The organism is Paenibacillus ihuae (genome assembly GCF_001368795.1).
Classification (GTDB): Bacteria; Bacillota; Bacilli; order Paenibacillales; family Paenibacillaceae; genus Paenibacillus_AQ; species Paenibacillus_AQ ihuae.
Genome location: NZ_LN831198.1, coordinates 3747248 through 3769472, shown reverse-complemented (window position 1 = coordinate 3769472; position 22225 = coordinate 3747248). Strand labels below are relative to the sequence as shown.

Annotated in this window: 24 protein-coding genes and 1 pseudogene; 17 read left to right on the top strand and 8 right to left on the bottom strand. The window is 50.8% G+C overall.

Going from position 1 to position 22225, the window contains the following annotated elements:
• Both AQR02_RS34475 and AQR02_RS17405 read right to left on the bottom strand, forming a co-directional pair.
• On the bottom strand, positions 1 to 461 hold a 461-nt coding region (locus AQR02_RS34475; protein ID WP_245237517.1), incomplete at its 3' end, for a manganese catalase family protein.
• A gap of 77 nt (positions 462 to 538) precedes the next feature.
• Positions 539 to 1846 (bottom strand): metallophosphoesterase, encoded by a 1308-nt coding sequence (locus AQR02_RS17405; protein WP_209444169.1) that lies wholly within the window; start codon positions 1844 to 1846, stop codon positions 539 to 541.
• A gap of 231 nt (positions 1847 to 2077) precedes the next feature.
• On the opposite strand from AQR02_RS17405, the gene AQR02_RS17400 reads away from it, so the two are divergent.
• The 4 genes and pseudogenes from AQR02_RS17400 to AQR02_RS17385 all read left to right on the top strand — a co-directional run bounded on the left by AQR02_RS17400 (position 2078) and on the right by AQR02_RS17385 (position 4649).
• Positions 2078 to 2653, top strand: coding sequence for a TetR/AcrR family transcriptional regulator (locus tag AQR02_RS17400; protein WP_054941565.1), 576 nt, complete (start codon positions 2078 to 2080; stop codon positions 2651 to 2653).
• A gap of 151 nt (positions 2654 to 2804) precedes the next feature.
• Entirely contained in the window at positions 2805 to 3467 is a 663-nt protein-coding gene (gene rnhA, locus AQR02_RS17395) for a ribonuclease H (protein ID WP_054941564.1), read from the top strand.
• A 77-nt stretch (positions 3468 to 3544) separates the two neighbouring features.
• Positions 3545 to 4212, top strand: a pseudogene (locus AQR02_RS17390) (uracil-DNA glycosylase).
• Between the two features lie 32 nt (positions 4213 to 4244).
• Entirely contained in the window at positions 4245 to 4649 is a 405-nt protein-coding gene (locus AQR02_RS17385) for a hypothetical protein (RefSeq protein WP_054941563.1), read from the top strand.
• 64 nt (positions 4650 to 4713) lie between these two features.
• Here the strand turns inward: AQR02_RS17385 and AQR02_RS17380 are convergent, their stop codons facing one another.
• The gene (locus tag AQR02_RS17380) at positions 4714 to 5814 is read right to left on the bottom strand and encodes an AI-2E family transporter (RefSeq protein ID WP_054941562.1); all 1101 of its coding nucleotides are present in this window, start codon (positions 5812 to 5814) and stop codon (positions 4714 to 4716) included.
• A 195-nt stretch (positions 5815 to 6009) separates the two neighbouring features.
• On the opposite strand from AQR02_RS17380, the gene AQR02_RS17375 reads away from it, so the two are divergent.
• Positions 6010 to 6480 (top strand): general stress protein, encoded by a 471-nt coding sequence (locus tag AQR02_RS17375; RefSeq protein ID WP_054941561.1) that lies wholly within the window; start codon positions 6010 to 6012, stop codon positions 6478 to 6480.
• Between the two features lie 35 nt (positions 6481 to 6515).
• Here the strand turns inward: AQR02_RS17375 and AQR02_RS17370 are convergent, their stop codons facing one another.
• On the bottom strand, positions 6516 to 6800 hold the full coding sequence (locus tag AQR02_RS17370) for a hypothetical protein (protein ID WP_054941560.1): 285 nt from the start codon (positions 6798 to 6800) through the stop codon (positions 6516 to 6518).
• Positions 6801 to 7080: 280 nt separating this feature from the next.
• Between AQR02_RS17370 and AQR02_RS17365 the strand changes: the two genes are divergently transcribed.
• From AQR02_RS17365 to AQR02_RS17340, 6 genes are all read left to right on the top strand, one after another.
• On the top strand, positions 7081 to 7851 hold the full coding sequence (locus tag AQR02_RS17365; RefSeq protein ID WP_054941559.1) for a DeoR/GlpR family DNA-binding transcription regulator: 771 nt from the start codon (positions 7081 to 7083) through the stop codon (positions 7849 to 7851).
• Between the two features lie 32 nt (positions 7852 to 7883).
• Positions 7884 to 8795 carry a 1-phosphofructokinase gene (gene pfkB, locus AQR02_RS17360; RefSeq protein ID WP_054941558.1) on the top strand — a complete coding sequence of 304 codons (912 nt, stop codon included), beginning with the start codon at positions 7884 to 7886 and terminating at the stop codon, positions 8793 to 8795.
• Positions 8796 to 8832: 37 nt separating this feature from the next.
• Positions 8833 to 10758 carry a PTS fructose transporter subunit IIABC gene (locus tag AQR02_RS17355; protein ID WP_054941557.1) on the top strand — a complete coding sequence of 642 codons (1926 nt, stop codon included), beginning with the start codon at positions 8833 to 8835 and terminating at the stop codon, positions 10756 to 10758.
• Positions 10759 to 10903: 145 nt separating this feature from the next.
• Entirely contained in the window at positions 10904 to 11404 is a 501-nt protein-coding gene (locus tag AQR02_RS17350; RefSeq protein WP_054941556.1) for a Crp/Fnr family transcriptional regulator, read from the top strand.
• Between the two features lie 334 nt (positions 11405 to 11738).
• Entirely contained in the window at positions 11739 to 12410 is a 672-nt protein-coding gene (locus AQR02_RS17345; protein ID WP_054941555.1) for a YitT family protein, read from the top strand.
• A 198-nt stretch (positions 12411 to 12608) separates the two neighbouring features.
• Entirely contained in the window at positions 12609 to 13403 is a 795-nt protein-coding gene (locus tag AQR02_RS17340; RefSeq protein ID WP_054941554.1) for a TIGR00266 family protein, read from the top strand.
• Between the two features lie 109 nt (positions 13404 to 13512).
• Here AQR02_RS17340 and AQR02_RS17335 read toward each other — a convergent pair whose 3' ends face one another.
• Complete coding sequence (locus tag AQR02_RS17335; RefSeq protein ID WP_054941553.1) at positions 13513 to 14280, bottom strand: class I SAM-dependent methyltransferase; 768 nt, start codon at positions 14278 to 14280, stop codon at positions 13513 to 13515.
• A 126-nt stretch (positions 14281 to 14406) separates the two neighbouring features.
• Here AQR02_RS17335 and AQR02_RS17330 point away from each other — a divergent pair, with 126 nt between their 5' ends.
• Together AQR02_RS17330 and AQR02_RS17325 are read left to right on the top strand one after the other, a co-directional pair.
• A complete protein-coding gene (locus AQR02_RS17330) occupies positions 14407 to 15105 on the top strand; it encodes a response regulator transcription factor (RefSeq protein WP_054941552.1) in 699 nt (232 codons plus the stop codon).
• Between the two features lies 1 nt (position 15106).
• Entirely contained in the window at positions 15107 to 16126 is a 1020-nt protein-coding gene (locus AQR02_RS17325; RefSeq protein WP_054941551.1) for a sensor histidine kinase, read from the top strand.
• On the opposite strand, the gene AQR02_RS17320 is transcribed toward AQR02_RS17325, so the two are convergent.
• The 3 genes from AQR02_RS17320 to AQR02_RS17310 form a co-directional block, all read right to left on the bottom strand.
• On the bottom strand, positions 16071 to 16355 hold the full coding sequence (locus tag AQR02_RS17320; protein ID WP_054941550.1) for a PQ-loop domain-containing transporter: 285 nt from the start codon (positions 16353 to 16355) through the stop codon (positions 16071 to 16073). The genes AQR02_RS17325 and AQR02_RS17320 overlap by 56 nt on opposite strands.
• A 131-nt stretch (positions 16356 to 16486) precedes the next feature.
• A complete protein-coding gene (locus AQR02_RS17315; protein ID WP_054941549.1) occupies positions 16487 to 16921 on the bottom strand; it encodes a MarR family winged helix-turn-helix transcriptional regulator in 435 nt (144 codons plus the stop codon).
• A 139-nt stretch (positions 16922 to 17060) separates the two neighbouring features.
• Positions 17061 to 18098 (bottom strand): NADH:flavin oxidoreductase/NADH oxidase, encoded by a 1038-nt coding sequence (locus AQR02_RS17310; protein ID WP_054941548.1) that lies wholly within the window; start codon positions 18096 to 18098, stop codon positions 17061 to 17063.
• 229 nt (positions 18099 to 18327) lie between these two features.
• On the opposite strand from AQR02_RS17310, the gene AQR02_RS17305 reads away from it, so the two are divergent.
• The 4 genes from AQR02_RS17305 to AQR02_RS34470 all read left to right on the top strand — a co-directional run.
• Positions 18328 to 19098: an ABC transporter ATP-binding protein gene (locus tag AQR02_RS17305; protein ID WP_054941547.1), complete on the top strand. Its 771-nt coding sequence runs from the start codon at positions 18328 to 18330 to the stop codon at positions 19096 to 19098.
• Positions 19073 to 21022: an FtsX-like permease family protein gene (locus tag AQR02_RS17300; RefSeq protein WP_054941546.1), complete on the top strand. Its 1950-nt coding sequence runs from the start codon at positions 19073 to 19075 to the stop codon at positions 21020 to 21022. The genes AQR02_RS17305 and AQR02_RS17300 overlap by 26 nt, the downstream gene beginning before the upstream one ends.
• Positions 21023 to 21039: 17 nt before the next feature.
• Positions 21040 to 21663, top strand: a complete 624-nt coding sequence (locus AQR02_RS17295) for a DedA family protein (protein WP_054941545.1) — start codon at positions 21040 to 21042, stop codon at positions 21661 to 21663.
• A 24-nt stretch (positions 21664 to 21687) separates the two neighbouring features.
• The coding region (locus tag AQR02_RS34470; protein ID WP_425339984.1) for an undecaprenyl-diphosphate phosphatase at positions 21688 to 22225 on the top strand (538 nt) is incomplete at its 3' end.

Genomic DNA, 22225 nt, shown 5'->3' with positions numbered 1-22225 from the left:
CTTGCCCCGCATTCGAGGAAAAAATTATGCAGCAGATCCTCCACGAGATTGCCGCTGTTGAAGACATTGGCACCGGTCCAGGGATTACCCATCGAGTCAAAAGGCATGGCACCCTGTGCCCCGGCCAGGAAATGATACGATAAGCGGGCATCCTTTACAGCTTCCAGGGGAGTGGAATCCGGTTTTTTATATTCGGTGGATCCTCTAAGGCATTTATTTACCGCGTGAGAGACCAGCTCCACATGCCCCAGCTCCTCGGCGGTAATACTCATCACCAGATCGTAGAAGGGCTTCAGCTTTTCTTTGGAGCGGAAATTAAAGGACTGGTACAGATAATTGTTGAGGGTGGACATTTCTCCGAACTTCCCGCCTAAAAGCTCCTGTACGGCTGCTGCAGCATTCGGGTCCGGCTTCTCGACATCGGGGATCTCAATCATGATTTCATCCATGCGTTTGAACATTGATTTGTCATCCTCCTTTGAGCCTATTGAATTGTTCTGCTCGACCCTACTTAAACGTAATTCGCGCTGCTTAAACCCTATCGGCCGGATAATTTTACCTGCAGGTGATGATTATCCTGTTGTTCCAGCTGTGCCATGCCCATAACATAACTCCGTAATCCGCCTGCAGGTGCGTTCTGCCAGAGACGGTATCCTTCTGAGGCAAGAACGGCTGCATGATCCGAATCCGCTGTCCCGGCAAAATAAATTTCATTGAGCTTTCCGACAACGTCAGCCATGGCCTGGAGCTGGGTGGACGTATAGTTGGCATAACTGCTGTCCTGTGATAAACGCGCGTAGCTCCGGTCAGCGGACAGCTTGCGGAATGCCTCTTCGCTGTAAGTATTGAAGTGAAGCAGGTTTGAATCTGTGCTTCCTGCTGCTTTTGCCCACAGCTCCACGTTCAGCCTGGAAGTGCTGTAATCTAGCGTCTGACCTGCGGGAGAATAGTTTAGAACACCATATTGATGCGGGTAGACGGAGAGCGCGCTTTCAGCAATATCATAGATTTCCGTACCCTTTGCACTGTACCTGCGGATATCCTGAATATGGATGTGCCCGCTGAACACGGTGGTAATTCCGTTCCGGATAAGCCTTTCGATGACCTGATTATTGTCATTAATCGTGAAGCCTTCCTGAATGAAATCACTGTGATCCATCAGGCTGTGATGCATGACTGCAATGATATGCGCCCCGTTGTCTGCCGCAAGCCTGCCGCATTTATCGATCCATTTCAGCGTGGAGGCAGAGAGCTGGCCGTCCAGCTGGGGGTGGCCCAGTTTTTTATTGCTCCGAAATTGACTGGAATCGAGCATCAGGAGCCACAGGTCATCCGAGGGGGCAGCCAGGTAACTAAGCGAATTTTTATCAGATAACACCGCTTCTTCATAACCGAAAGCGCCGTAAATGCTGCGGAATGCTTTGGGGGAGAGGGTGTCTGCAGGGATTTGCCGCTCTCCTTCGAAGCTCCGGGCCCAAGGGTTCTGCACATCGTGATTACCGGGAATCACATAGACCCGCGTACCGGTGCGCTGCTCGATGGACTGCAGGTGCTTCGCTAAGTCCTGATGGCTGGCTTGTTCCCCGTTAAGGGTCAGGTCTCCGCTGATAATGACTGCCGCCGGCTGCTGAAGTCCGATATCGTATTCCAGGGTATCCAGCATTTCGTCGCTGTAGTTGACCTGTTTTCCGTCTCCGGCAGCCAGAAAACGGCTGAAAGCCGGGCCGTTATCCGTTAGTCCAGGGGATAAATAATGTGTATCTGTTGTCGTGAAAAGTTTTATATTCTGGCCGGACTGAATCCGGAATACCGGATTTTGCTCTGCTGCCTGTCTGCTGCATGACAAGAGAAGGAGCGCTAAAGACAGCAGGATCCATAGAAGCAGTCGGCGTACTGGCGAATGCATCGCTGCACCTCATTTCTTTTGGACAAAATTGTATTAAGGCTAACATTCCGATAGCTTCAAAATTAATATAGAATGATTGGTGCGGAATTGAAGTGATGAAGTTCACGATTTTGAGTAATATTTACCGAACGTTCTATAAATGGTAAAATAGCACCAGAAAGGAGCATGATTATGGCTAGAAGCAAGGAGTTTGATGTTGACAACGTACTCGGAAAGGCAATGACGATCTTCTGGCACCAAGGTTATGAAAAAACCTCTATGCAGGACCTGGTTTCCGGTATGGGGATCCATAAACGGAGCATGTACGATACCTTTGGTGATAAGCATACTTTATATATGAAAGTGATAGACCGTTATGCGGAAATCTTTTCTTCCAAGATGGAGAACCGGGTCGAAGGGCTGGCCTCCGCCAAGGAGGCTATCCGGCTGTTGTTTGAAATAGCCATACTCCGGGAAGAGATTGAACCGAAAGGGTGTCTGCTCGTCAATACTGCGGTGGAGTTGTCCAATCTGGATCCGGACGCGGCAGCCAAAGTGAATGACGCCTTCCTGTACACCGAGCGGCTCTTCGAACGTTTGCTGCGGCAAGGACAAGAGAGCGGAGAGCTTCAGCGCAGCTATGAACCGGCTGATATGGCAGCTTATCTTCACAACGTGCTGGTAGGCTTGCGGGTTATGGTCAAAACCACACAGGATCGGGGCAAACTGCAGAATATCATCGATACTGCGCTCAAGGTGCTGGATTGAACAGCCCGCCATAGTATGAGCCTTTTCATAATTAATTATCCGGCTTTTCCTCCGGGCTGCAGGCAGTCCCAATAAATGCACTTCAATCTGGACGCGGTTTCGATTACAATATTCTTCTGATGAATTTTTGGCGGCAGGGGGTGCAGTAACCATGGCAAAACAGAAATATTATGTAGTTTGGGAAGGCAAGCAGCCGGGAGTATATAGCACTTGGGCAGAATGCCAGGCCCAGACCGATCATTACACAGGGGCCAAATACAAGTCCTATGAGTCTAAGGCAGCAGCCGATACCGCCTATAAGGCAGGCTGGAAAGGCAATTGGGGAACCGGTGCTGCAGCATCCGGCGGTGCTAAAGGCAAACCGGCAAGCCCGTGGAGCCGGAGCGCTTCCGTTCCGACATCGGCAGAGATTGATTACGACAGTATCTCTGTGGATGTCGGTACCCGGGGCAACCCGGGTCCGGTAGAATATAAGGGCGTAGATACCCAGACCGGGGATATTATCTTCTCCTGCGGTCCGATTAAGAAAGGCACGAATAATCTTGGAGAGTTCCTGGCGATCGTACACGCGCTGGCGCTGTTGAAAAAAGAGGGCAGCAGTAAGACTGTTTACAGCGATTCCGTCAATGCCATGAAATGGGTCAAGCAGAAGAAGGTAGCCACAACACTGGCGCGGGATTCTTCAACAGAGGAGATCTGGACGCTGATTGACAGGGCAGAGCACTGGCTGCAGACAAATACCTATGACAATAAAGTCCTGAAATGGCAGACCAAGGAGTGGGGCGAGATCAAGGCGGATTACGGGCGGAAATAGCCCCCGGCTATTGGGTAATAGATTATATTAGTTGAACGATAGATTTACCAGCAGGCAAAAGCGGGAGGAGACCTAGAATGTTCGGCAACGATTGGGATGAGATCCTGCAGCAGGAAACAAAGAAACCCTATTTTCAGGAGCTGCTTAATGCGTTAGATGCGGAGTACGGCCAATATACGGTCTACCCGCCGAGGGATTTGCTGTTCTCGGCACTTAAGCTGACGCCTTACAGCAAGACGCGGGTCGTTATATTGGGACAGGACCCTTATCATGGAGCGGGCCAGGCTCACGGATTAAGCTTTTCAGTGAAGCCCGGGGTGCGGATTCCGCCTTCACTGCGCAATATATACCAGGAGCTGCAGAGCGATACAGGTGTAACGGCTCCGAATCATGGCTCATTGCTGCATTGGGCCGAAGAAGGCGTGCTGATGCTCAATACAGTCTTAACTGTACGGGAAGGACAACCCAATTCTCATAAAGGATTGGGCTGGGAGACATTTACCGGAGCCATTATGGAGAAGCTGAATGAACGGACAGAGCCGGTCGTATTTATCCTCTGGGGCAGCCATGCCCAGCAAAAAGGGGCCAACCTTGACCGGAGCCGTCATAAGATCATTCAGTCTCCGCATCCCAGTCCGTTCTCCGCACACCGCGGATTTTTAGGCAGCCGGCCCTTTTCACAGGCGAATCAATTTTTGGAGTCACATGGTTTGAAAGGATAGATTGGTCCATACCGAATGTATAGGTAGCTAGGACACAGCGAAGGGGGGTGGAGCAATGAAGCATTGGGTAGGCAGACCTGTCATTATGTATTGCGGCGAACCGCCGTATACGATCATGAAGGGCGTGCTGCGCAAATGGGACCCTGCGGCTTCGGTGGCCGTTATCGGCCATCAGGAAATTGCTGTGCCTTTTCGTGACATTGTGTTCATAAAGGCACTCGCTCCCAAAGAGAGAGCTTTGCCCCCGGTTCTACACTCCGTCGGATACGTCATGAGAGAACGGCAGCAGTTTGACAACGCAATTTATTTTAAATCAGCGGTAACCGTGTGGAGGGGGAATCAGCTGATTGCGTTTAATTCGGTAATCATCTCGCATACCAAAGGCTCGGTTACCCTCCAGGACGGACAGAACCTGATGAAAGGCTCACATCTATTTGTGGTCCGTTCCCTGCGGGGCTGAGCAGATCCCCCTAACAAAAAGGCCGTGCCCTCCGGAAGGAGAGGCACAGCCCTTTTTATTTTACCTACAGTTTATCCTCTGGGGTGATTTGAATTTCCTCCACCCTTTCTGCAATGACAATCTCGTAGATCCGCAAAAAGATGATTTTAGCAATCATATAGACCGGCAGAGCAATCAATACCCCGATAATGCCGAAGAAATCTCCACCCACCAGCACAAGAACAACCGTCGTCAGCGGATGCACATCCAGCGATTTGCCGTAAATGATCGGAGAGAGTACATTATCCTGAATTTGCTGGGCAATGACTATAATGACGAGCGACCAGATCGCCATCGATGGAGATTCGATGAATCCGACGATAACCACCGGTACAGCGGCAAGCAGCGAACCGACATAAGGAATGAAGTTGAGCGGGATGGAGATGACGGCAAGCAGCAGTGAATAGGGCAGTCCGATAATTAAAAACCCGATATATAGCATGATGCCAAGGACAACATTCAGCAGCACACGGGTAACGATAAAACCGCTCAGCGCACTGTCGATATCCTCCAGAATAACCTGGCCCTCCTTGCGGTATTTCCGTGGAATCAGGCTTTGCAGAATCGGCGACAGCTTATGCCCGTCTTTGAGCATGTAATACAGAATAACCGGCAGCGTGGCTATAATGACGACAATGCTGGAGATGACGCCAATTAGATTGGACATGGAGTTGGTCACCCATGTGACGCCATTGCTCAAGTATTCGGAGATTCTTACCGAAAGATCGGTATCGCCTTTGAAAAAACGCGAGAAGGTAGGATCGCTCTGCAGCTTGGTGAATTGATCTTGCATTCCTTGGACAAGGAAAGGCATATTTTCGATGAAATTCTGGAACTGCTCGCGCAGCGTTGGCCAGACGAGGATCCAGAAGAGCACGAAGAGGCCGATGAACACGAGATAGATTAACAGAATAGACAGTGCCCGGTTCAGATTATGTTTCTCCAGAAGCTTTACGAGCGGCCGCAGCAGATAATACATGAATCCCGACAGCATCATTGGCACCAGCAGCAGATTTAGAATCGCCAGCACAGGATTAATCAGAAAAAAAACCTTGGAGCCCAGATAGAGAATCGTTAAGAAGGCGATAATGGACAGACAGGTCCGAAAATACTTACTTTGCAGCATAGCAGCACCTCCTATAATCTAATTACACTTTATGTATCCGTTAGGATCATGGATGTTCTAGTAACATAATCCCGATTCTATCTTTATAACCGAATTGCTAGTGATTGATTCAGCCGTGTTCACACCTAACACCCCCTCTCCTGGTTTAAGCGGTAAATAGGCGGTTAATATCGCAATAATAGGAGGGGATTGCAGATGACTACACTGGTTATAGGGATATTCGGGCACAGGAGCGATGCTTCGCTTGCTATCGAGTCCTTGCGTAAAAGTGGAATTAAAGCGAAGCAAATCTCAGCCGTCACGAAACAGAAGAATACGCTGGAGATCATCAGCCAGGATACCGGTATTGGAAAAACGGAGAGCGGAAATGGCAATTCGGGCTTGTTAGGAACCGCCCGGGAGCTTGGGGTTGGGCTGGACATGATCGATGATACCGCTGTGGCCGCAGGACCGGCAGCGCGTAAGCTGGCAGGGGCAGACCTGGAAGGTGATGGTCTTACCGTCAGCCTGATCAGTATTGGAATCCCTAAGAAGGATGCCGCCCGGTATGCGGAGCATGCTGAACAGGAGCATATTCTAGTCATTGTGAATGTTCCGGAGGATCAGCGCAAGCAGGTTAGTGAGCTCTTGGAGCAGCATCAGACCCTTCCGCTGGAGTCCGTTTAACAGGCTCTTGAGCAAAGAATCAGCCTATAAAAAAATCAACGCGGTGGACGGGATTTCCGTTTCATCGCCTTTTTTCGTGACTGAATAAACAGATCCGGCGCCAGATCCACCTGTCCCCCGGTTTCCTTAGTTACTTCCTTTGCCTTGACAAGTGCTAAGAAAGCGAAGAATTCTCCCAGAACGGAAAGTCCGGCAGCAATAATCTCATAATCGTCAGCTGTCAGCTCCGCAGCTTCAACCGGATTTCCATTGCTGCCGGAACTATTGCTGCTTTTGTTATTGCTCCTACTGCTGCCGTTCCCGTTTATGTTATTGGCCATTTCCTGTTCACCCGCTTTTCGCCATATGTATTATAAAATATGTCATTGTCTAGATAGATGAGATAGGCAATCGGGAGGATATTTCCAGCGAAGAGCCGAATGCGCATTTGTGATTAAAAAAGCGCTTTACAGACTTTGAAAACGCTGTTAAAATCATAAATGAGCAGAAATGATCAATAACGGTCATGAAGATCCAAGCAAATGAGCAAAATTATCAATAGTAAGCATAGATGATGCATGGCCGGCGGATTATAAGTCTGCGCATTGCATCCAAGGAGTGATGGATGTGCTGTTTGAAGAGGAAAGAAAACGCAGCATCGTGCAGTTCGTGGAGCAACAGACAAGAGCATCCGTGCAGGAGCTCAGCCAGCAGCTTGGCGTCTCGGAATCGACGGTACGCAGGGATCTGAAAGAGCTGGAGGAAGCAAGGCTGCTTAAGCGGACGCATGGCGGAGCGGTTTCGCTGCAGAGTGTCAACTTTGAGGCCGCATTCCCGGACAAGGAAGACCGGTTCCAGGAGGAGAAGCTGAGGATTGCCCGCAAGGCGGTAGAGCTGATTCAGGAAGGTGACGCCATTCTGCTTGACGGAGGAACGACGACCCTTCAGATAGCCAAAGCGCTGAAGAGCTTCTCGAATCTCAAGGTCATTACCAATTCGATCATGGCCCTGAACGAGCTGAAGGATTGCCGGAATATCGAAGTGTCGATTACCGGTGGGATGCTGCGGCCGGATACGATGGCTTTTGTAGGACCGATGACGGAACGTTCACTTGAGATGGTACGGGTGGATAAAGCGTTTCTCGGGACGAATGGACTTGATCTGCACGACGGGATTTCCACCCCGAATATGCTGGAGGCAGCCACGAAGCGCAAAATGATCGCTGTTGCCAAGCAGGCCATTATGCTGGCTGATCACAGCAAAATCGGGCAGGTCTCCTTTTGCAAAGTGGCGGACCTGCAGGAAATCGATCATTTCATCCTGGATTCGGAAACGCCGGACAGCTTTATCCGCGGGCTCGAAGCGCTGGATGTAGACTTCACCATTGTATGAGATTAAGTAAACCACAATAATGAGGGATGAAAATGATTTATACATTGACACTCAATCCTTCCATTGATTATATCGTGGAAGTTGAAGATTTGAGGCTCGGCAGCTTAAACCGTATGACACGTGATTTGAAACTGCCCGGAGGCAAAGGGATCAACGTATCGCGCGTGCTGAATCAGCTGAACATACAGAATACGGCAACCGGCTTTCTCGGCGGCTTTACCGGCCGCTATATTGAAGAATGGCTGCGCGAAGAGGGCATTTCCAGTGACTTTATCTCTGCTAACGGCGATACCCGGATTAATATCAAGCTCAAGGCGGGGGAAGAGACTGAGATTAATGGAACCGGGCCGGATATACAGGCTGCTGAAGCCGGGGCATTGTTGAACAAACTCCAGAGTCTGGAGGCCGGGGATATAGTCATTATGTCCGGGAGCATCCCCCCATCCCTGGGTGAAGATTTCTACAACAAGCTGATCGGAGTATGCAAGCAGCAGGGTGCAGAGTTCGTCATAGATACAACCGGACAGGCTTTGGAACTTGCGCTTGTACATGGTCCGCTGCTCGTCAAGCCGAATCATCATGAACTCGCCGAACTGTTCGGTGTTACCATCAGCACCAGAGAGGAAATTATCACATACGGACGCAAGCTGCTGGAATCGGGTGCGCAGCATGTGCTTGTCTCCATGGCGGGTGAAGGAGCGCTGTTTATTTCAGAGCAGGGGGTGTATTATGCGAATGCGCCGGCAGGCAAGGTGAAGAATTCTGTAGGCGCGGGGGATTCGATGATTGCCGGGTTTGTGGGTACGTTGTCGCAGACGGGGGATGTGCTGGAGGCGTTCCGCACAGGTGTTGCTTCTGGAAGTGCGACTGCATTCTCTGATGATTTGGCGGAAGGTGAGCTTATTGAGCAGCTTCGGCCGCAGATTCAAATTTCACAGGTATAAGCAAGCGGCATTATAGGAATTTAGGGAGCTGATAAACATGAGAATTACAGATCTGTTGATAAAAGATACAATGATCATGAACCTGCAGGCCACAACGAAGGAAGCGGCGATTGATGAACTGATAGCCAGTCTTGCGGCCAGCGGACGGATCAACGACAAGAAGCTGTTCAAAGATAAGATTCTGGCGCGCGAAGCCCAGTCCAGCACGGGTATCGGTGGAGGCATTGCAATGCCTCATGCCAAGACAAAGGCAGTCAATGAAGCAACCGTAGTGTTCGCCAAGAGCCGTGCCGGTGTCGATTTTGCTTCACTGGATGATGAACCGGCTAAGCTGTTCTTTATGATTGCGGCACCCGATGGCGCTGGAAATATGCATCTGCGTACCTTGGCTTCGTTGTCCAGGCTGCTGATTGAAAGCGAATTCATAGAAGCGCTCATGAAAGCAGGTACACCGGATGAAGTTGCTGCTCTGTTTGATGCCAAGCAGGCAGAAGAAGAGGCTAAAGCGCAGGAGAATGAGTCTGCAGCTGCAGCTAAGCAGGCTTCTGAACGGGTGATTACCGGAAACCCGGCTTCCTCAAGCTTCGTTGTCGCTGTAACGGCTTGCCCTACCGGGATTGCCCACACCTTTATGGCAGAGGATGCCCTTAAGAAAAAAGCGCTGGAAATGGGCGTCAATATCCGTGTGGAGACCAACGGCTCTGAGGGTGCGCAGAATGTACTGACTGCGGATGAAATCCGCCGGGCCAGCGGCGTTATTATTGCCGCTGACAAGAATGTAGAAATGGCCCGCTTTGCCGGCAAGCCCGTGCTGCAAAGACCGGTCAGCGACGGCATTCGGAAGCCGGAAGAGCTGATCAGCAAGGCCGTAAAAGGTGATGCTCCGATCTACCATAGCGAAGGACGAGGCAGCAATGATGATGCAGCGGGTGTGAAGTCCGGCAGCATAGGCAGCAAAATTTATAAAGACCTGATGAACGGTATTTCGCATATGCTCCCGTTTGTAGTCGGCGGAGGTATTCTCCTGGCGATCTCCTTCCTGATCGAGCAGGTGGCGAGCGTTGATAATCCGCTGGTGAAGCTGCTCCAGACGATCGGCGGCGGAGACGGTGCGTTCCACTTCCTGATCCCGATTCTCGCCGGATTTATCGCAATGAGCATCGGCGACCGGCCGGCGCTCATGCCCGGGATGGTAGGCGGTATTATGGCCCTGAATTCCAACGCCGGTTTCCTCGGCGGACTGGCTGCAGGTTTCCTGGCCGGTTATGTAATTGTTGGCCTCCGCAAAGCCTTTGCCGGATTGCCGCGTACCCTTGACGGGCTGAAGCCGATTCTGCTGTATCCGGTATTTGGTCTGCTGATTACCGGCACCATAATGTTCTACCTGTTCGATCCAATCTTCAGCTCGCTCAACGAAGGACTCATTGATGTGCTTAACAATCTGGGTACCGGAAATATGGTCCTTCTGGGAGTTATTCTTGGCGGAATGATGGCTATTGATATGGGCGGTCCCTTCAATAAAGCAGCATACACCTTTGCAATCGGGGTATTTACCTCAAGCGGCAATGAGAACGGATTGATGATGGCAGCCGTTATGGCAGGGGGGATGGTTCCTCCGCTGGCAATTGCACTGGCGACTACGCTTTTCAAGAATAAATTCACTGAAACCGAACGTAAATCCGGTATCACCAACTATGTGCTTGGTTTATCGTTTATCACGGAAGGCGCCATTCCTTTTGCTGCAGCCGATCCGCTGCGTGTCCTGACTACCTGTATCTTAGGCTCAGCCGTAGCCGGCGGACTCACTCAGCTTTGGCATATTAACGTCCCTGCACCGCACGGCGGGATTTTCGTCGCCGCTCTTTCCAGCAATGCGCTGCTGTTCCTGCTGGCCGTTCTGATCGGTTCCGTCATCTCCGGTCTGGCATTTGGACTATGGAAGAAGCCGCTGCAGGCTAAATAATCTCACGGATCACAATAAAAAACTGCGGGACATCAGACACCTGTCTGCTGCCCGCAGTTTTTTATTGGAGTCTGCTGCATTTTTCAGGCGTATTTCTGTATAATGACCAATATATATAAAGTGAAGCTAAAGGAGAGAGAGCGAGATGATTCTGCACAAAGGGGAAGCCTTGTTCCGCCAGGGTGACAGCTGCGATTATCTGTATCGGGTGAAAAGCGGGCTGTTTAAGGTAACAAGGCTGCATGAGAACGGGAACATGGTGCTGTTTAACCTTCTGTATCCCGGTGAGACGGTTCCCCACCATTCCCTCATTTCGCCAAAGGAGGCGCATGGAACAGCTGTCGCGATGATGAAAAGCGAGGTAGAAGTCATTCCGGCTGCGGAATGGTACCGCGAGCTGCGTGAGAATCCGGGGAAAGTAATGGAGATTGCACTTCTTCTTCAGGAAAAGGTGCGTTTTATGCAGACGCGGGTGGATCATCTTACTGTTGGATCGCCGGCTGAGCGGATGGACCTGCTGACCCGCTGGATGAATGAATATGCGCATGGCGCACAGCTGACAGATCTGTTAACACAGGAAGAAATTGGACAATTGATAGGCGTCCGGCGAGAGACGGTCAACCGTTTGCTGCGTAATCAGGACTGACAACAGATTTTACACAGTTCGTTAACTTTTTTACTGGAAACATGTTTAGAGAGTACCTGTGGCGTGGTATAATCTATTCAGAACTTATTAAATTAGAGAAAGGATCAGGATACCATGTGTCCCCGAAGGACGATTCCCCAAAGGACGATTTGGAAACGTTATGATCTGTCTTATACTTAGCTTCCCTGTAGAATGTGCGTACCGTTGTTAATTGACGAAGCCGCCTCTGCGAGGGAAGGGAGTATTGTATGCGAAGGAATAGCTCCTCTGGTATGACCCCTAGTAGAGGCTTAAGTGACGTCTAAGCCGCCATCTACGATAAGGGGAGACCTGTATGAGGAATCACAACAGTGGCACAAATTTGCCGCTACGACTCACCGTTATTTTGTCCGGAACTTTGCTCTTAGCATTTACTTATTATCACATTAATTATCAGAATCATTTGACCGAGGGCGGGTTTGTCGGCCTGGCACTGCTCGGCAAATACGTATTAGGAATTTCGCCTTCATTATCTACTCTACTTTTAGACATTCCAGTACTTCTAATCGCATTGATATTCAAAGGAAAATCGTTCGTGGTGAACACTTTCATCTCTGTAGGAGCCTTCACGCTGTTCTATGGTCTGATGGAACGCTATTCCGGATGGGTGATCAACTTGCAGGATAACTTGCCGCTTGCGGCGTTGTTGTCGGGTGTACTGACAGGTCTAGGAGCGGGGATGGTCCTGCGCGGCGGCGGGGCGAGCGGCGGTGACGATATTTTATCGCTGCTGATCAGTGAATGGAAGGGAATTAAAGTAGGTACGGTATTCATCCTGATGGATGTAATTGTTCTGGCATTGTCGCTTTTCTATATGCCTGTCAAGGAGACGCTGTATACGGTGATGGCCGTGGTTGTAGCCGGCTATGTAATCACCTTAACGACTTCTTTGGGCAGAGCGAAGCTGAACAAAGTGCCGAAGCTTCAGCCGAAGCTGGGCAAGCCGCAAGATGGTACAGTAGTGTGAATAGTGCAAAGTTAACCCCGTGCTGCGGGGTTCATGATGAGAGGCCGGCGGGAACAGATCCCTGCTGGCCTCTTTTTGTTTCTTTTTCATTGATAATCAGGAACCGTCCATCTAAACTGTACGTATATATCTCATTCAAAACATCATAGGATTGGAAAGTCAGGGCTATGCTCAACAAACACTTAGGAGGAAACAGGAATGAGTGCTCACGAAATCGATTATGTCATTATGGGTGAAGAAATTCAGTGTGTAGAGGTGCAGCTTGACCCCGGAGAGAGCGTAATTGCGGAAGCAGGCAGCTTTATGATGATGGACCCGGAGATCACAATGGAGACAATTTTTGGCGACGGCTCGGGTTCCCAGCGGGGGAACGGGCTGATGGGCAAGCTGATGGGTGCGGGTAAACGTATACTGACGGGGGAAAGCCTCTTTATGACCCTCTTTACCCACACAGGGGGGTATGGACGGAAGAGTGTAACCTTTGCCGCCCCTTATCCTGGCAAAATCATTCCGCTCGACCTGCAGCAGTATAACGGCAAAATCATCTGCCAGAAGGATGCGTTCCTCTGCGCAGCCAAAGGGGTATCGGTGGGCATCGAATTCCAGCGCAAGCTGGGCGTAGGGTTCTTCGGCGGTGAAGGCTTTATTATGCAAAAGCTGGAGGGTGACGGCCTTTCCTTCGTTCATTCCGGCGGTTATGTGCTGGAACGGACCCTTCAGCCAGGCGAGACCATTAAGCTCGATACCGGCTGTCTGGTCGCTATGACTTCATCGGTGGAGTATAATATCGAATTCGTCAAAGGTGTAAAAACAGCGCTGTTCGGCGGTGAAGGCCTGTTCTTCGCCACCCTGCGCGGACCGGGCAAGGTCTGGGTGCAGTCGCTGCCGTTCAGCCGGATGGCGGACCGCATTCTGTCCGCTGCAGGCAATTCGGGACGCAAGGAAGAGGGAAGTATCCTCGGCGGCCTGGGCAATCTGCTGGACGGCAGATAAGCTACATCAAGTTAATCAGCCGTTCTTACCGGTTTGAACCGGAAGGACGGCTTTTTACTTTGTGAGGATAAGTATTATGGAGATATTAATGAATCGAAACGGGAACAACTCATTTTCTTGCTAAATACAAGTCGATAGTATCATAGACACTTATTACATCACCAAATTTAATAATTGCTTCTTTAATCTCAGCTTCAAACAATTCTTTGGTTGCGGATGGCATACTTCTATGGTCTGAATATGAATTTAATAATGCGATATAGTCATTCGATGAGAATCTTCTGGTTAAATGATATAACTTAAACACAACATCTCTAAATCCATAAGCTTGAATTGTCTTTACTATGTTGTTATATCTTTCAGTGTCATTTTCTATTATTTTGGTGTTAGAGGGTCTGTATTTTTGATATATGCCTTGAATAGTCTGATGTAATTCGTCATTTTCTCTTGCTACAAAGGGCCGGTTCCAGAATAATGCCAGTGTTCCATTGGTTTTCAATAATCTGAAGGCTTTAAGATATCCGATTTCTTCTGGAATCCAATGAAATGCAGTAGCTGAATACATTATATCTATACTTTCATCTGGACACTTAAAATCTTCAAATGCAGTATTGCACACCGTGAAATTTTTATAGTCTTGAAACTTTAATTTTGAATACGCTGCGAGGTCTTGTCCTAATTCAATTGCCGTTAATTCACACCCCATGTTCACAAAAGGAATGGTTGCCTGACCGGTTCCAATACCTATTTCAAGTGCTTTTTTACCTTGCTCAATGTGAGAATACGCCATAATATCCTCGAATAATTCTTCACAATATGTAGGTCTCCATTTTTCGTAGTTCTCCACATCCTCATTAAATGTAAATCGTTTATCCATAAATAATCATCCTCCTATGTAAAAACTACTTAAAGAGTATACCCCATATTTGACTAGCCTGCAGCGACTGTATATATTATGGGCAAACCCCTTGGCTTAAGCTAAGGATGCAACCGGAGGCCTCTTATGTTCAAAATATTCATTATTGAGGATGACCAGGGACTGGTAACACTGCTTCAGAATTACCTGCATAAGTTCGGCTATGAGACGCAGGCGGTGCGCGATTTTGATGCGGTAAAAGCGGAGTTTGAGCAATATGCGCCGCATCTGGTGCTGCTTGATGTCAATCTGCCTAAGTTCGACGGTTACTACTGGTGCCGCCAGATCCGCGGGATATCTACCTGTCCGGTTCTGTTCATCTCTGCCCGTGACGGTAAAATGGATCAGGTCATGGCGCTGGAGAACGGGGCCGATGATTATATCACGAAGCCGTTTGATTATGAAATTGCCTTTGCCAAAATCAAAAGCCATCTCCGCCGTGCCTACGGCTCCTATGCCGCGGGCGGCAATGAGCGCAGCCTGAGCGTTTCCGGACTGATGCTTGATGTAGAGCGGCTGGTTCTGTCACGCGGCAGTGCTAAGATTGAGCTTAGCCACACCGAAGCGAAAATTCTCGATGAACTGATGCAAAAAGCCGGCACGATCGTCACACGCGACCGGCTGCTGGAGAAAATCTGGGATGAACAGGCGTTTGTTGATGATAATACGCTGAATGTCTATGTCACCCGGGTACGCAAAAAGCTGGCTGTGCTGGATATCCAGGACGGTCTTCAGACCGTGCGCGGTCAAGGCTACCGGTTATCGGGCGACTGGGGGGAATCGTAGGATGAAGCTATTTTTGCGGGAACAAACGCCGCTGATCGTAGTCTACATAGCCCAATTGCTGATCATCACACTGATATACCGCCTGGACGGCGGAAGTGCGGTAGAGGTGAGCCTGTACGCGGGGCTGCTCAGCACTTGTCTGCTGCTGGGATATCTGGCTTATCGTTATCTTAGCAACCGCACTTTCTATGAGCGGCTGCAGTCGCTGCCGGGCTCGCTTGAAGAATCGGGCGGTCCCGTCCAGAGCACACCGCTTGCCGACAGCCTGCGCACGCTGCTGACCCAGCAGTTCCGGCTCTATCAGAATGATCTGCACAGCTACCGCCACAAGCTGGAGGAGCATATTCATTTCATCAACCAGTGGGTCCATGGCATGAAGACACCGCTCTCGGTGATCCATCTAATCATTCAGGACAAGGACGGACCTCCATTCACCGCAATCGGTGACGAGCTGGACCGGCTGAAAAAAGGGCTGGACACAGTGCTCTACACCGCCCGGCTGGATACGTTCGAGCATGACTTTTACGTAGAGCAGCTGGAGCTGGCAGATATTGTGCGCAGTGTGACTTCAGAGCAGAAGCGTCTGTTCATCCGCAAACGAGTGTTTCCGGCCATTTCCGTGGACAACGGCATTACGATTACTTCAGACGAGAAATGGCTGGCCTTTGTGCTGACCCAGCTGATCACCAATGCTCTGCGTTATACGGTGGAGGAAGGCAAAATTGTACATTTTAATAGCTATCTAGAGGAGCAGGGAAAAGTCACACTTGAGGTGCGTGATGAGGGGGTAGGCATTCCTCCCGGTGACCTGCCACGGGTATTCGATCCGTATTTTACCGGTGTGAACGGGCGCAGCTTTCAGGAATCAACCGGGATGGGCCTTTACCTCGTCAAGCAGATCTGCGGCAAGCTGGGGCATGAGGTGGAGATTTCCTCAGAGGTGGGCACGGGGACGGCGGTGCGGATTATTTTTTCGGGACATGCGGCGGCCGGTAGCGCAGGATCAGGAGCACGACGGTAGACACAACGGTGAGGGACATCGTATTCGTAATCAGAAAAGCAAAGCCGGTCCCCTCTAGTGCCAAGCTTACCGCGTAAGCCTCCATCAGACCGATGCCCAACAGCATCAGCAGATAGGCTTTCAAGCTTAAATCTGAGACTGACTTCGTCCTTAAGATCTGAACAATTTGCGGAATCCACCCTATTGATAGAATAATACCGCCAATCAGCTGCATCAGCGCAAACAGCATACATACACCTCACAGTTCGTTTATTACTGGTGTATGCCATGGCGGTGATGTGTGTTCTTGTCCCACTACAGAAAACCCGCCATCCCAAGAATGGGACAGCGGGTTTTCTTGTATTCTGGGGCAGCAGAGGTTTATTGCTGTTTCAGGCGGGCAAGCTGCTCCAGCAGCTGCGCTGTTTCGCTCTGGGGAAAAACCTCAGCCAGGACCTCGTTCACGGTTACCCGTGCCCGGTCTACCTTGCTCTGCCCGATCGGAGTCAGCGAAGTATAAATGCTTCTGCGGTCAGCGTCGCAGGATTTCCGCTCCAGCGCTCCGCAGCCCTTGGCTTCAAAGCGGCTGACCAGCCGGGAGACGGCACTCTGGCTAAGCCCGACCATGGATTCCAATTGCTGCAGCTTCAGCTTCTGCTCCGGGGCTTCGGAGAGGAAGAGCAGCAGGTAAAATTCCTTCAGGGACAGCTGATAATTCTCCTGCAGCCTTGCTTCGAGTTCATTCGCCACATTCATCTGTATATGAGTCAGAGACAACCAGCTGGTAATCAGCTCATCCTCCAGGTTATTCTTCATCTGCAAAATCCTCTCCCGGTATATGCCGGCACATGAAATTAAGTAGTATCCATTATACCATCATCACCCCGCAGGTTGCGAGAAAAGAAGCCTGACTGAACGTGCATGCTCTGCAGACTAGAATTGTTTAGCTCCCGGCTTAGTTGCTGACTCTTGGGAAACCAAATGTATACTGCTTCGGAACACCGGCGTCTTTGCCCAGCTGTACTCCGGCTTCCAGCGTCCAGTACGGGTTTCTCAGCATTCCCCGGCCTACAGCTACTAGATCAGCGTCCTCATTGCCGATGACTGCATTGGCAAGACCCGCTTCATCCAGCCGGCCCACAGCAATTACCGGAACTGCCAGCTCCTGTTTGAAAGACCGTGCAAGCGGAATCTGATAGGCTGCATGTGTACCCGGTCTGCCCGCAGCAGCAATCGCTCCTTCACCGCCGGCGCTGATATGGAAAATATCCGCTCCCGCTTCCTTATAGGCTGCGCCAATAGCAAGACTCTCCTTGATGCCGTAGCCGCCTTCAACATATTCCTGCGCTGAGATGCGCATAATGAGCGGCATACCTTCCGGCATCTCATGTTTAGCGGCAGCGATGACTTCTTTTCCGAACAAAGAAAGGTCCTGGCCGTATTCATCGGTTCTGCGGTTTGTCAGCGGTGAGTGGAACTGGTGGATCAGATAGCCATGGGCGCCGTGGAGCTCGATGACATCGAATCCGGCTTGAACGGCCCGTTTTACGCCAGCCTGGAACTTGCCAACCATATCTTTAACTTCCGCTGTAGTCAGCTCACGCGGCGTTTTGGATTTGTTATCGAACGGGATGGGAGAGGAGGACACAGGCACTCCTGCATCTTCGGCTTTGCGTCCCGCATGCGCAATTTGAATACCTACTTTGGCACCATAGGCATGGCAGGCGTCTACAATTCGCGCCAAGCCGGCTATATGCTCATCCGACCAGATGCCAAGATCATAATCGGTAATCCGGCCATCCGGATCTACGTCGGTCATTTCTATAATGATCAGTCCGGTTCCGCCCACAGCCCGGCTGACGTAGTGGTTATAATGCCAATCCGTAGCGATCCCGTCCTTGTCCGTAACTGAATATTGGCACATAGGAGGCATAACCACACGGTTTTTCAGCTTTAAATCCTTTAACTCATAAGGTGTGAACAGATCTTTCATTTCTTTATCTCTCCTTGGCAGGGCTCTGAATTTGGCATACGTTATGAGATCGGAAGCCTGTAAAATAATAAATGTATGCTCATGCATATAAATATAATCGCACCAGGAAACTCTGTCAACCCTGGCTTGCTTACAATAATGTAAGGTGACTGTAAGTTTCAGAAATAGCAGCTAAAGTTTACAGTTTGTATAATGAAGATAATCCAAAACACAGAAGGAGCGGACGCACTTGCCCCTGTTAGACGTTCATAATCTATCTAAAATATATGAGGGCAAGGTGTCCATCCATGCGCTGAACCATATCCGCTTTGCTGTGGAGAAGGGGGAGTTTGTCGGTATTATGGGACCTTCAGGCAGCGGAAAAACTACGCTGCTGAACGTCATTGCGACAATCGATGAGCCTACTTCGGGTGAAGTCATGATAGGCGGGCGTGATCCAAACATGCTGGGGCGCAAGGATAAGGCGCTGTTCCGCCGCAAGGAGCTGGGGTTCGTCTTCCAGCAGTTTAATTTGCTTGATACGCTCACCGTGGAGGAAAATATCGTGCTTCCGCTGACGCTTGCCGGCGTCTCCGTAGCGGAGATGGAGCGCAGACTGAAGGAAGTGGCGCTGAGACTGGACATCACGCCACTATTGGCCAAACGGACCTATGAGATTTCCGGCGGCCAGATGCAGCGGGTGGCGATTGCCCGGGCAATGATTCACCGCCCGTCGCTGATTCTGGCGGATGAGCCGACAGGCAGCCTGGACTCCAAAGCAGCAGGAAAAGTCATGAACCTGCTTGCCGAGGTGAATGAGGCGGAAGGCGCCACGGTGCTGATGGTTACACATGATGCGGTGGCGGCGAGCTTTTGCCACCGGGTGATTTTTATTAAAGACGGACGTTTCTACAGCGAGATGTACCGCGGCAGCAGCAGGGCGGCTTTCTTCCAGAATATCATCGACATGCTGTCGCTGCTGGGGGGAGCGGCTCATGACCTTTCGTCAGTTCGCCTATAGGAATGTCGCACGGAACAAACGAAAGTATGCCGCTTATTTTGTCAGCAGCGCCTTTTCAGTAATGGTTTTCTTTCTCTGTGCGCTGTTTATTTTTCATCCGGCCATCACCAGAGATACGATTCTGAGCACGGCGGCTAATACAATGATGGTGGCGGAAGGGATTATCTTTGTATTCTCCTCGCTGTTCGTGCTGGTGTCCGTAGGCTCTTTTATGCAGTCGCGCAAGCTGGAATTCGGCGTCCTGCTGATGCACGGGATGACCAAAGGACAGCTGAATAAGATGGTGTTTCTGGAAAATATGCTGATTGGCAGCTCCGCGATTCTGACCGGTACTCTGCTCGGGCTGCTGCTCGGCAAGCTGTTTCTGATGATCGGGGCGGAATTTCTGGGTATTGCCCCGCTGGAATTTTATTTCTCCTGGCAGGCGCCCCTGCTGACGGTCAGCAGCTTCGCCTTGCTGTTCGTGCTGATCTCCCTGTGCACCTTTGCCTTTATCGGCCAGGAATCACCGCGCGGGTTGTTCCAGGGCGGACGCAGAGCGGAGCAGGAACCGCGGGTGTCTCCTTTGCTGGCTTCAATTTCTGCGCTGCTGCTATTGGGCGGTTACGCTCTGGCTGCTTCGGCGACAGCAGCTTCCATAGAGATGATCATGTTCCCGGTGGTGGCCATTACGGTTGCCGGAACCTATCTGTTCTATACGCAGCTTAGCCTTTTCATCGTGAAGCTGCTGCGGGGAATGCGGCGGTTTTATTGGCATAAGACAAATATGATTATGCTCTCGGGCTTGTCTTACCGCTGGAAGGACAACGGGCGGATGTTTTTTATGGTGACGGTTGTTTCGGCGGTGTCCTTCACCTCTGTAGGGGTATTTGCTTCAATTCATACCTTGTCTAAGGAGCTGAAGCTGGATTATCCGGCGGCTGTAGGCTACGTGGCCAAAGGAAGTCAGGCCGGCTACAACGCGGAAGGTGATTTACGGGGCATCCAGGGTGAGCTGGAGCGCCTGAGCCTGCCCTATGAAATACTTTCTATTCCGGTCAAACACGCGGAAGTGAAGTCCCAGACCGGGCTTGACCGGACCCGTAAGCTTCCGCTGATGGCTTACAGCGATTACAAACTGGCTTTGCAGCAGGCGGGATTTATCTCCCATGAGCAGCCGCTTCAAGGGAACGAAGGACTGGTGATGATCGGCTCCCAGCGGGACCGCAGCTTAACTTGGGGCCGAGTCAAAGCGGAGTACACCCTGGAGCAAGGCACGGAGATTGTGGAGATTGGCTATACGGAGCATGTTCCGATTGCCGAATACCTGCTGCCGGAGCTGGATGGCCGGGACGGCGGGGATTTCAGCGGGGTTGTGGTCAGCGACAGTCTGTTCAGCTCCATTATTCCGGCGCATACTGACCGTTACACCGGTTTCTATGTTGACGATTTTCCGTTGACGTCAGGGATTGCCAAGGTACTTGCTGATAAAGGAAAAGTAGCCTATGAGAGCGACGCGCCGTATGCGGTAGTCGTCAGCGGTACGTTGTTTGAAATTCAGAAGACGTTGTACAGTACGATGCTGTTCGCTTCGCTGCTGGTCGGCACGGTCTTCTTTATCGCCGCAGGCAGCTTCTTGTATTTCCGGCTCTATACGGATCTTGACCATGACCGGCTGCAGTATTCCACTTTGTCCAAAATGGGACTGACCGATCAGGAGCTGGACCGCACGGTAACATTGCAGCTTGCGCTGATGTTCTTCGTTCCGGTTGGGATAGCCATTGTGCATAGTCTGTTTGCCTTTATTGCCTTGCAGCGGCTGTTCTATCTATCCATCGCTGCTGAAACAGGGGCGGTACTGGCCGGTTACCTGGCAGCGCAGGGGCTGTATTTCATCCTGATCCGAGGCCGTTATCTGCGCAATCTCAAAAAAAATCTGATCTGAAAGCGGAGGACCTGCCAATGAAAACATGGATTACTGACTTTATGGAGCAGTTCGGCTATGCCGGCATTCTGCTCATGCTGGCTCTGGAAAATATTTTTCCGCCGATTCCTTCAGAGATCATCCTGCCGTTCGGCGGATTTATGACCACCACCTCCGGCATGACCATTACCGGTGTGCTGATTGCCGCTACCGCCGGATCACTGCTTGGTGCAGTCGTCCTGTACTGGATCGGCCGGATGCTGGATGTAAGCAGACTGGAGCGGATCGTCGAACGCTGGGGCGGATGGATCCGCATCAGTGCCAAGGATATCCGCCGGGCCGATGCCTGGTTTGATAAATACGGCTACTGGACCGTGCTGTTCTGCCGGATGATTCCCCTGGTGCGCAGTCTGATCTCCATTCCGGCCGGGATGTCCGGGATGAAATTCGGCCACTTCATGCTGTTCACCACCATCGGCACACTGGCCTGGAACCTGCTGCTCATCCTGCTGGGTGCGGCGCTGGGAGAGTCATGGGAAGACATCGCTATATATATGGATACGTACTCGAACATCGTATACGCAGTGCTTGTTGCCGGAGTTCTTCTACTGGGACTGCTGTATTTCCGCAGACGCCGGACAGCGGGCAAAGCCCGCGGATAAGCTTAATCATAAGGAGGGAAAGACATGGAGCTGCTAACCATTATTAAAGCTATTATTCTGGGTATTGTTGAAGGATTGACCGAGTTTGCTCCGGTTTCCTCCACAGGCCATATGATCATTGTCGATGATATGTGGCTGAAATCGCAGCAGTTTCTGGGAAAATACACGGCGAATACGTTTAAGGTTGTTATCCAGCTGGGATCCATTCTGGCAGTAGTCATCATCTTCCGCAACCGGTTTATTGATCTGCTGGGTCTAAAGCGGTTCAGCCGCAAGGAAATGACGGCAGTGCCGGAAGGGGCGCCGCAGGTGGAGACGGAAGGCCGGCTGAAGCTGGCGCAGGTCATAGTCGGACTTATTCCAGCGGGGATATTCGGCTTCCTGTTCGAGGACTACATTGATGAACATCTGTTTTCAACCTCGACGGTGCTGATCGGGCTAGTAGTCGGAGCGGTGTTTATGATCTGTGCTGACCGCTTTGCCCCTAAGAAGGTCAAAACAGAAAGTGTTGATCAAATTACATACCGGCAGGCGATATCGGTCGGCTTGATCCAGTGCATCT

Coding starts and splice junctions, on each gene's coding strand:
- AQR02_RS17295 (WP_054941545.1), top strand. CDS start 21,040: ATGAAAACATGGATTACTGACTTTATGGAGCAGTTCGGCTATGCCGGC.
- rnhA (WP_054941564.1), top strand. CDS start 2,805: ATGGCAAAACAGAAATATTATGTAGTTTGGGAAGGCAAGCAGCCGGGA.
- AQR02_RS17365 (WP_054941559.1), top strand. CDS start 7,081: ATGGATGTGCTGTTTGAAGAGGAAAGAAAACGCAGCATCGTGCAGTTC.
- AQR02_RS17345 (WP_054941555.1), top strand. CDS start 11,739: ATGAGGAATCACAACAGTGGCACAAATTTGCCGCTACGACTCACCGTT.
- pfkB (WP_054941558.1), top strand. CDS start 7,884: ATGATTTATACATTGACACTCAATCCTTCCATTGATTATATCGTGGAA.
- AQR02_RS17400 (WP_054941565.1), top strand. CDS start 2,078: ATGGCTAGAAGCAAGGAGTTTGATGTTGACAACGTACTCGGAAAGGCA.
- AQR02_RS17385 (WP_054941563.1), top strand. CDS start 4,245: ATGAAGCATTGGGTAGGCAGACCTGTCATTATGTATTGCGGCGAACCG.
- AQR02_RS17320 (WP_054941550.1), bottom strand. CDS start 16,355: ATGCTGTTTGCGCTGATGCAGCTGATTGGCGGTATTATTCTATCAATA.
- AQR02_RS17370 (WP_054941560.1), bottom strand. CDS start 6,800: ATGGCCAATAACATAAACGGGAACGGCAGCAGTAGGAGCAATAACAAA.
- AQR02_RS17350 (WP_054941556.1), top strand. CDS start 10,904: ATGATTCTGCACAAAGGGGAAGCCTTGTTCCGCCAGGGTGACAGCTGC.
- AQR02_RS17325 (WP_054941551.1), top strand. CDS start 15,107: ATGAAGCTATTTTTGCGGGAACAAACGCCGCTGATCGTAGTCTACATA.
- AQR02_RS17300 (WP_054941546.1), top strand. CDS start 19,073: ATGACCTTTCGTCAGTTCGCCTATAGGAATGTCGCACGGAACAAACGA.
- AQR02_RS17335 (WP_054941553.1), bottom strand. CDS start 14,280: ATGGATAAACGATTTACATTTAATGAGGATGTGGAGAACTACGAAAAA.
- AQR02_RS17355 (WP_054941557.1), top strand. CDS start 8,833: ATGAGAATTACAGATCTGTTGATAAAAGATACAATGATCATGAACCTG.
- AQR02_RS17340 (WP_054941554.1), top strand. CDS start 12,609: ATGAGTGCTCACGAAATCGATTATGTCATTATGGGTGAAGAAATTCAG.
- AQR02_RS17310 (WP_054941548.1), bottom strand. CDS start 18,098: ATGAAAGATCTGTTCACACCTTATGAGTTAAAGGATTTAAAGCTGAAA.
- AQR02_RS17380 (WP_054941562.1), bottom strand. CDS start 5,814: ATGCTGCAAAGTAAGTATTTTCGGACCTGTCTGTCCATTATCGCCTTC.
- AQR02_RS17315 (WP_054941549.1), bottom strand. CDS start 16,921: ATGAAGAATAACCTGGAGGATGAGCTGATTACCAGCTGGTTGTCTCTG.
- AQR02_RS17330 (WP_054941552.1), top strand. CDS start 14,407: ATGTTCAAAATATTCATTATTGAGGATGACCAGGGACTGGTAACACTG.
- AQR02_RS17375 (WP_054941561.1), top strand. CDS start 6,010: ATGACTACACTGGTTATAGGGATATTCGGGCACAGGAGCGATGCTTCG.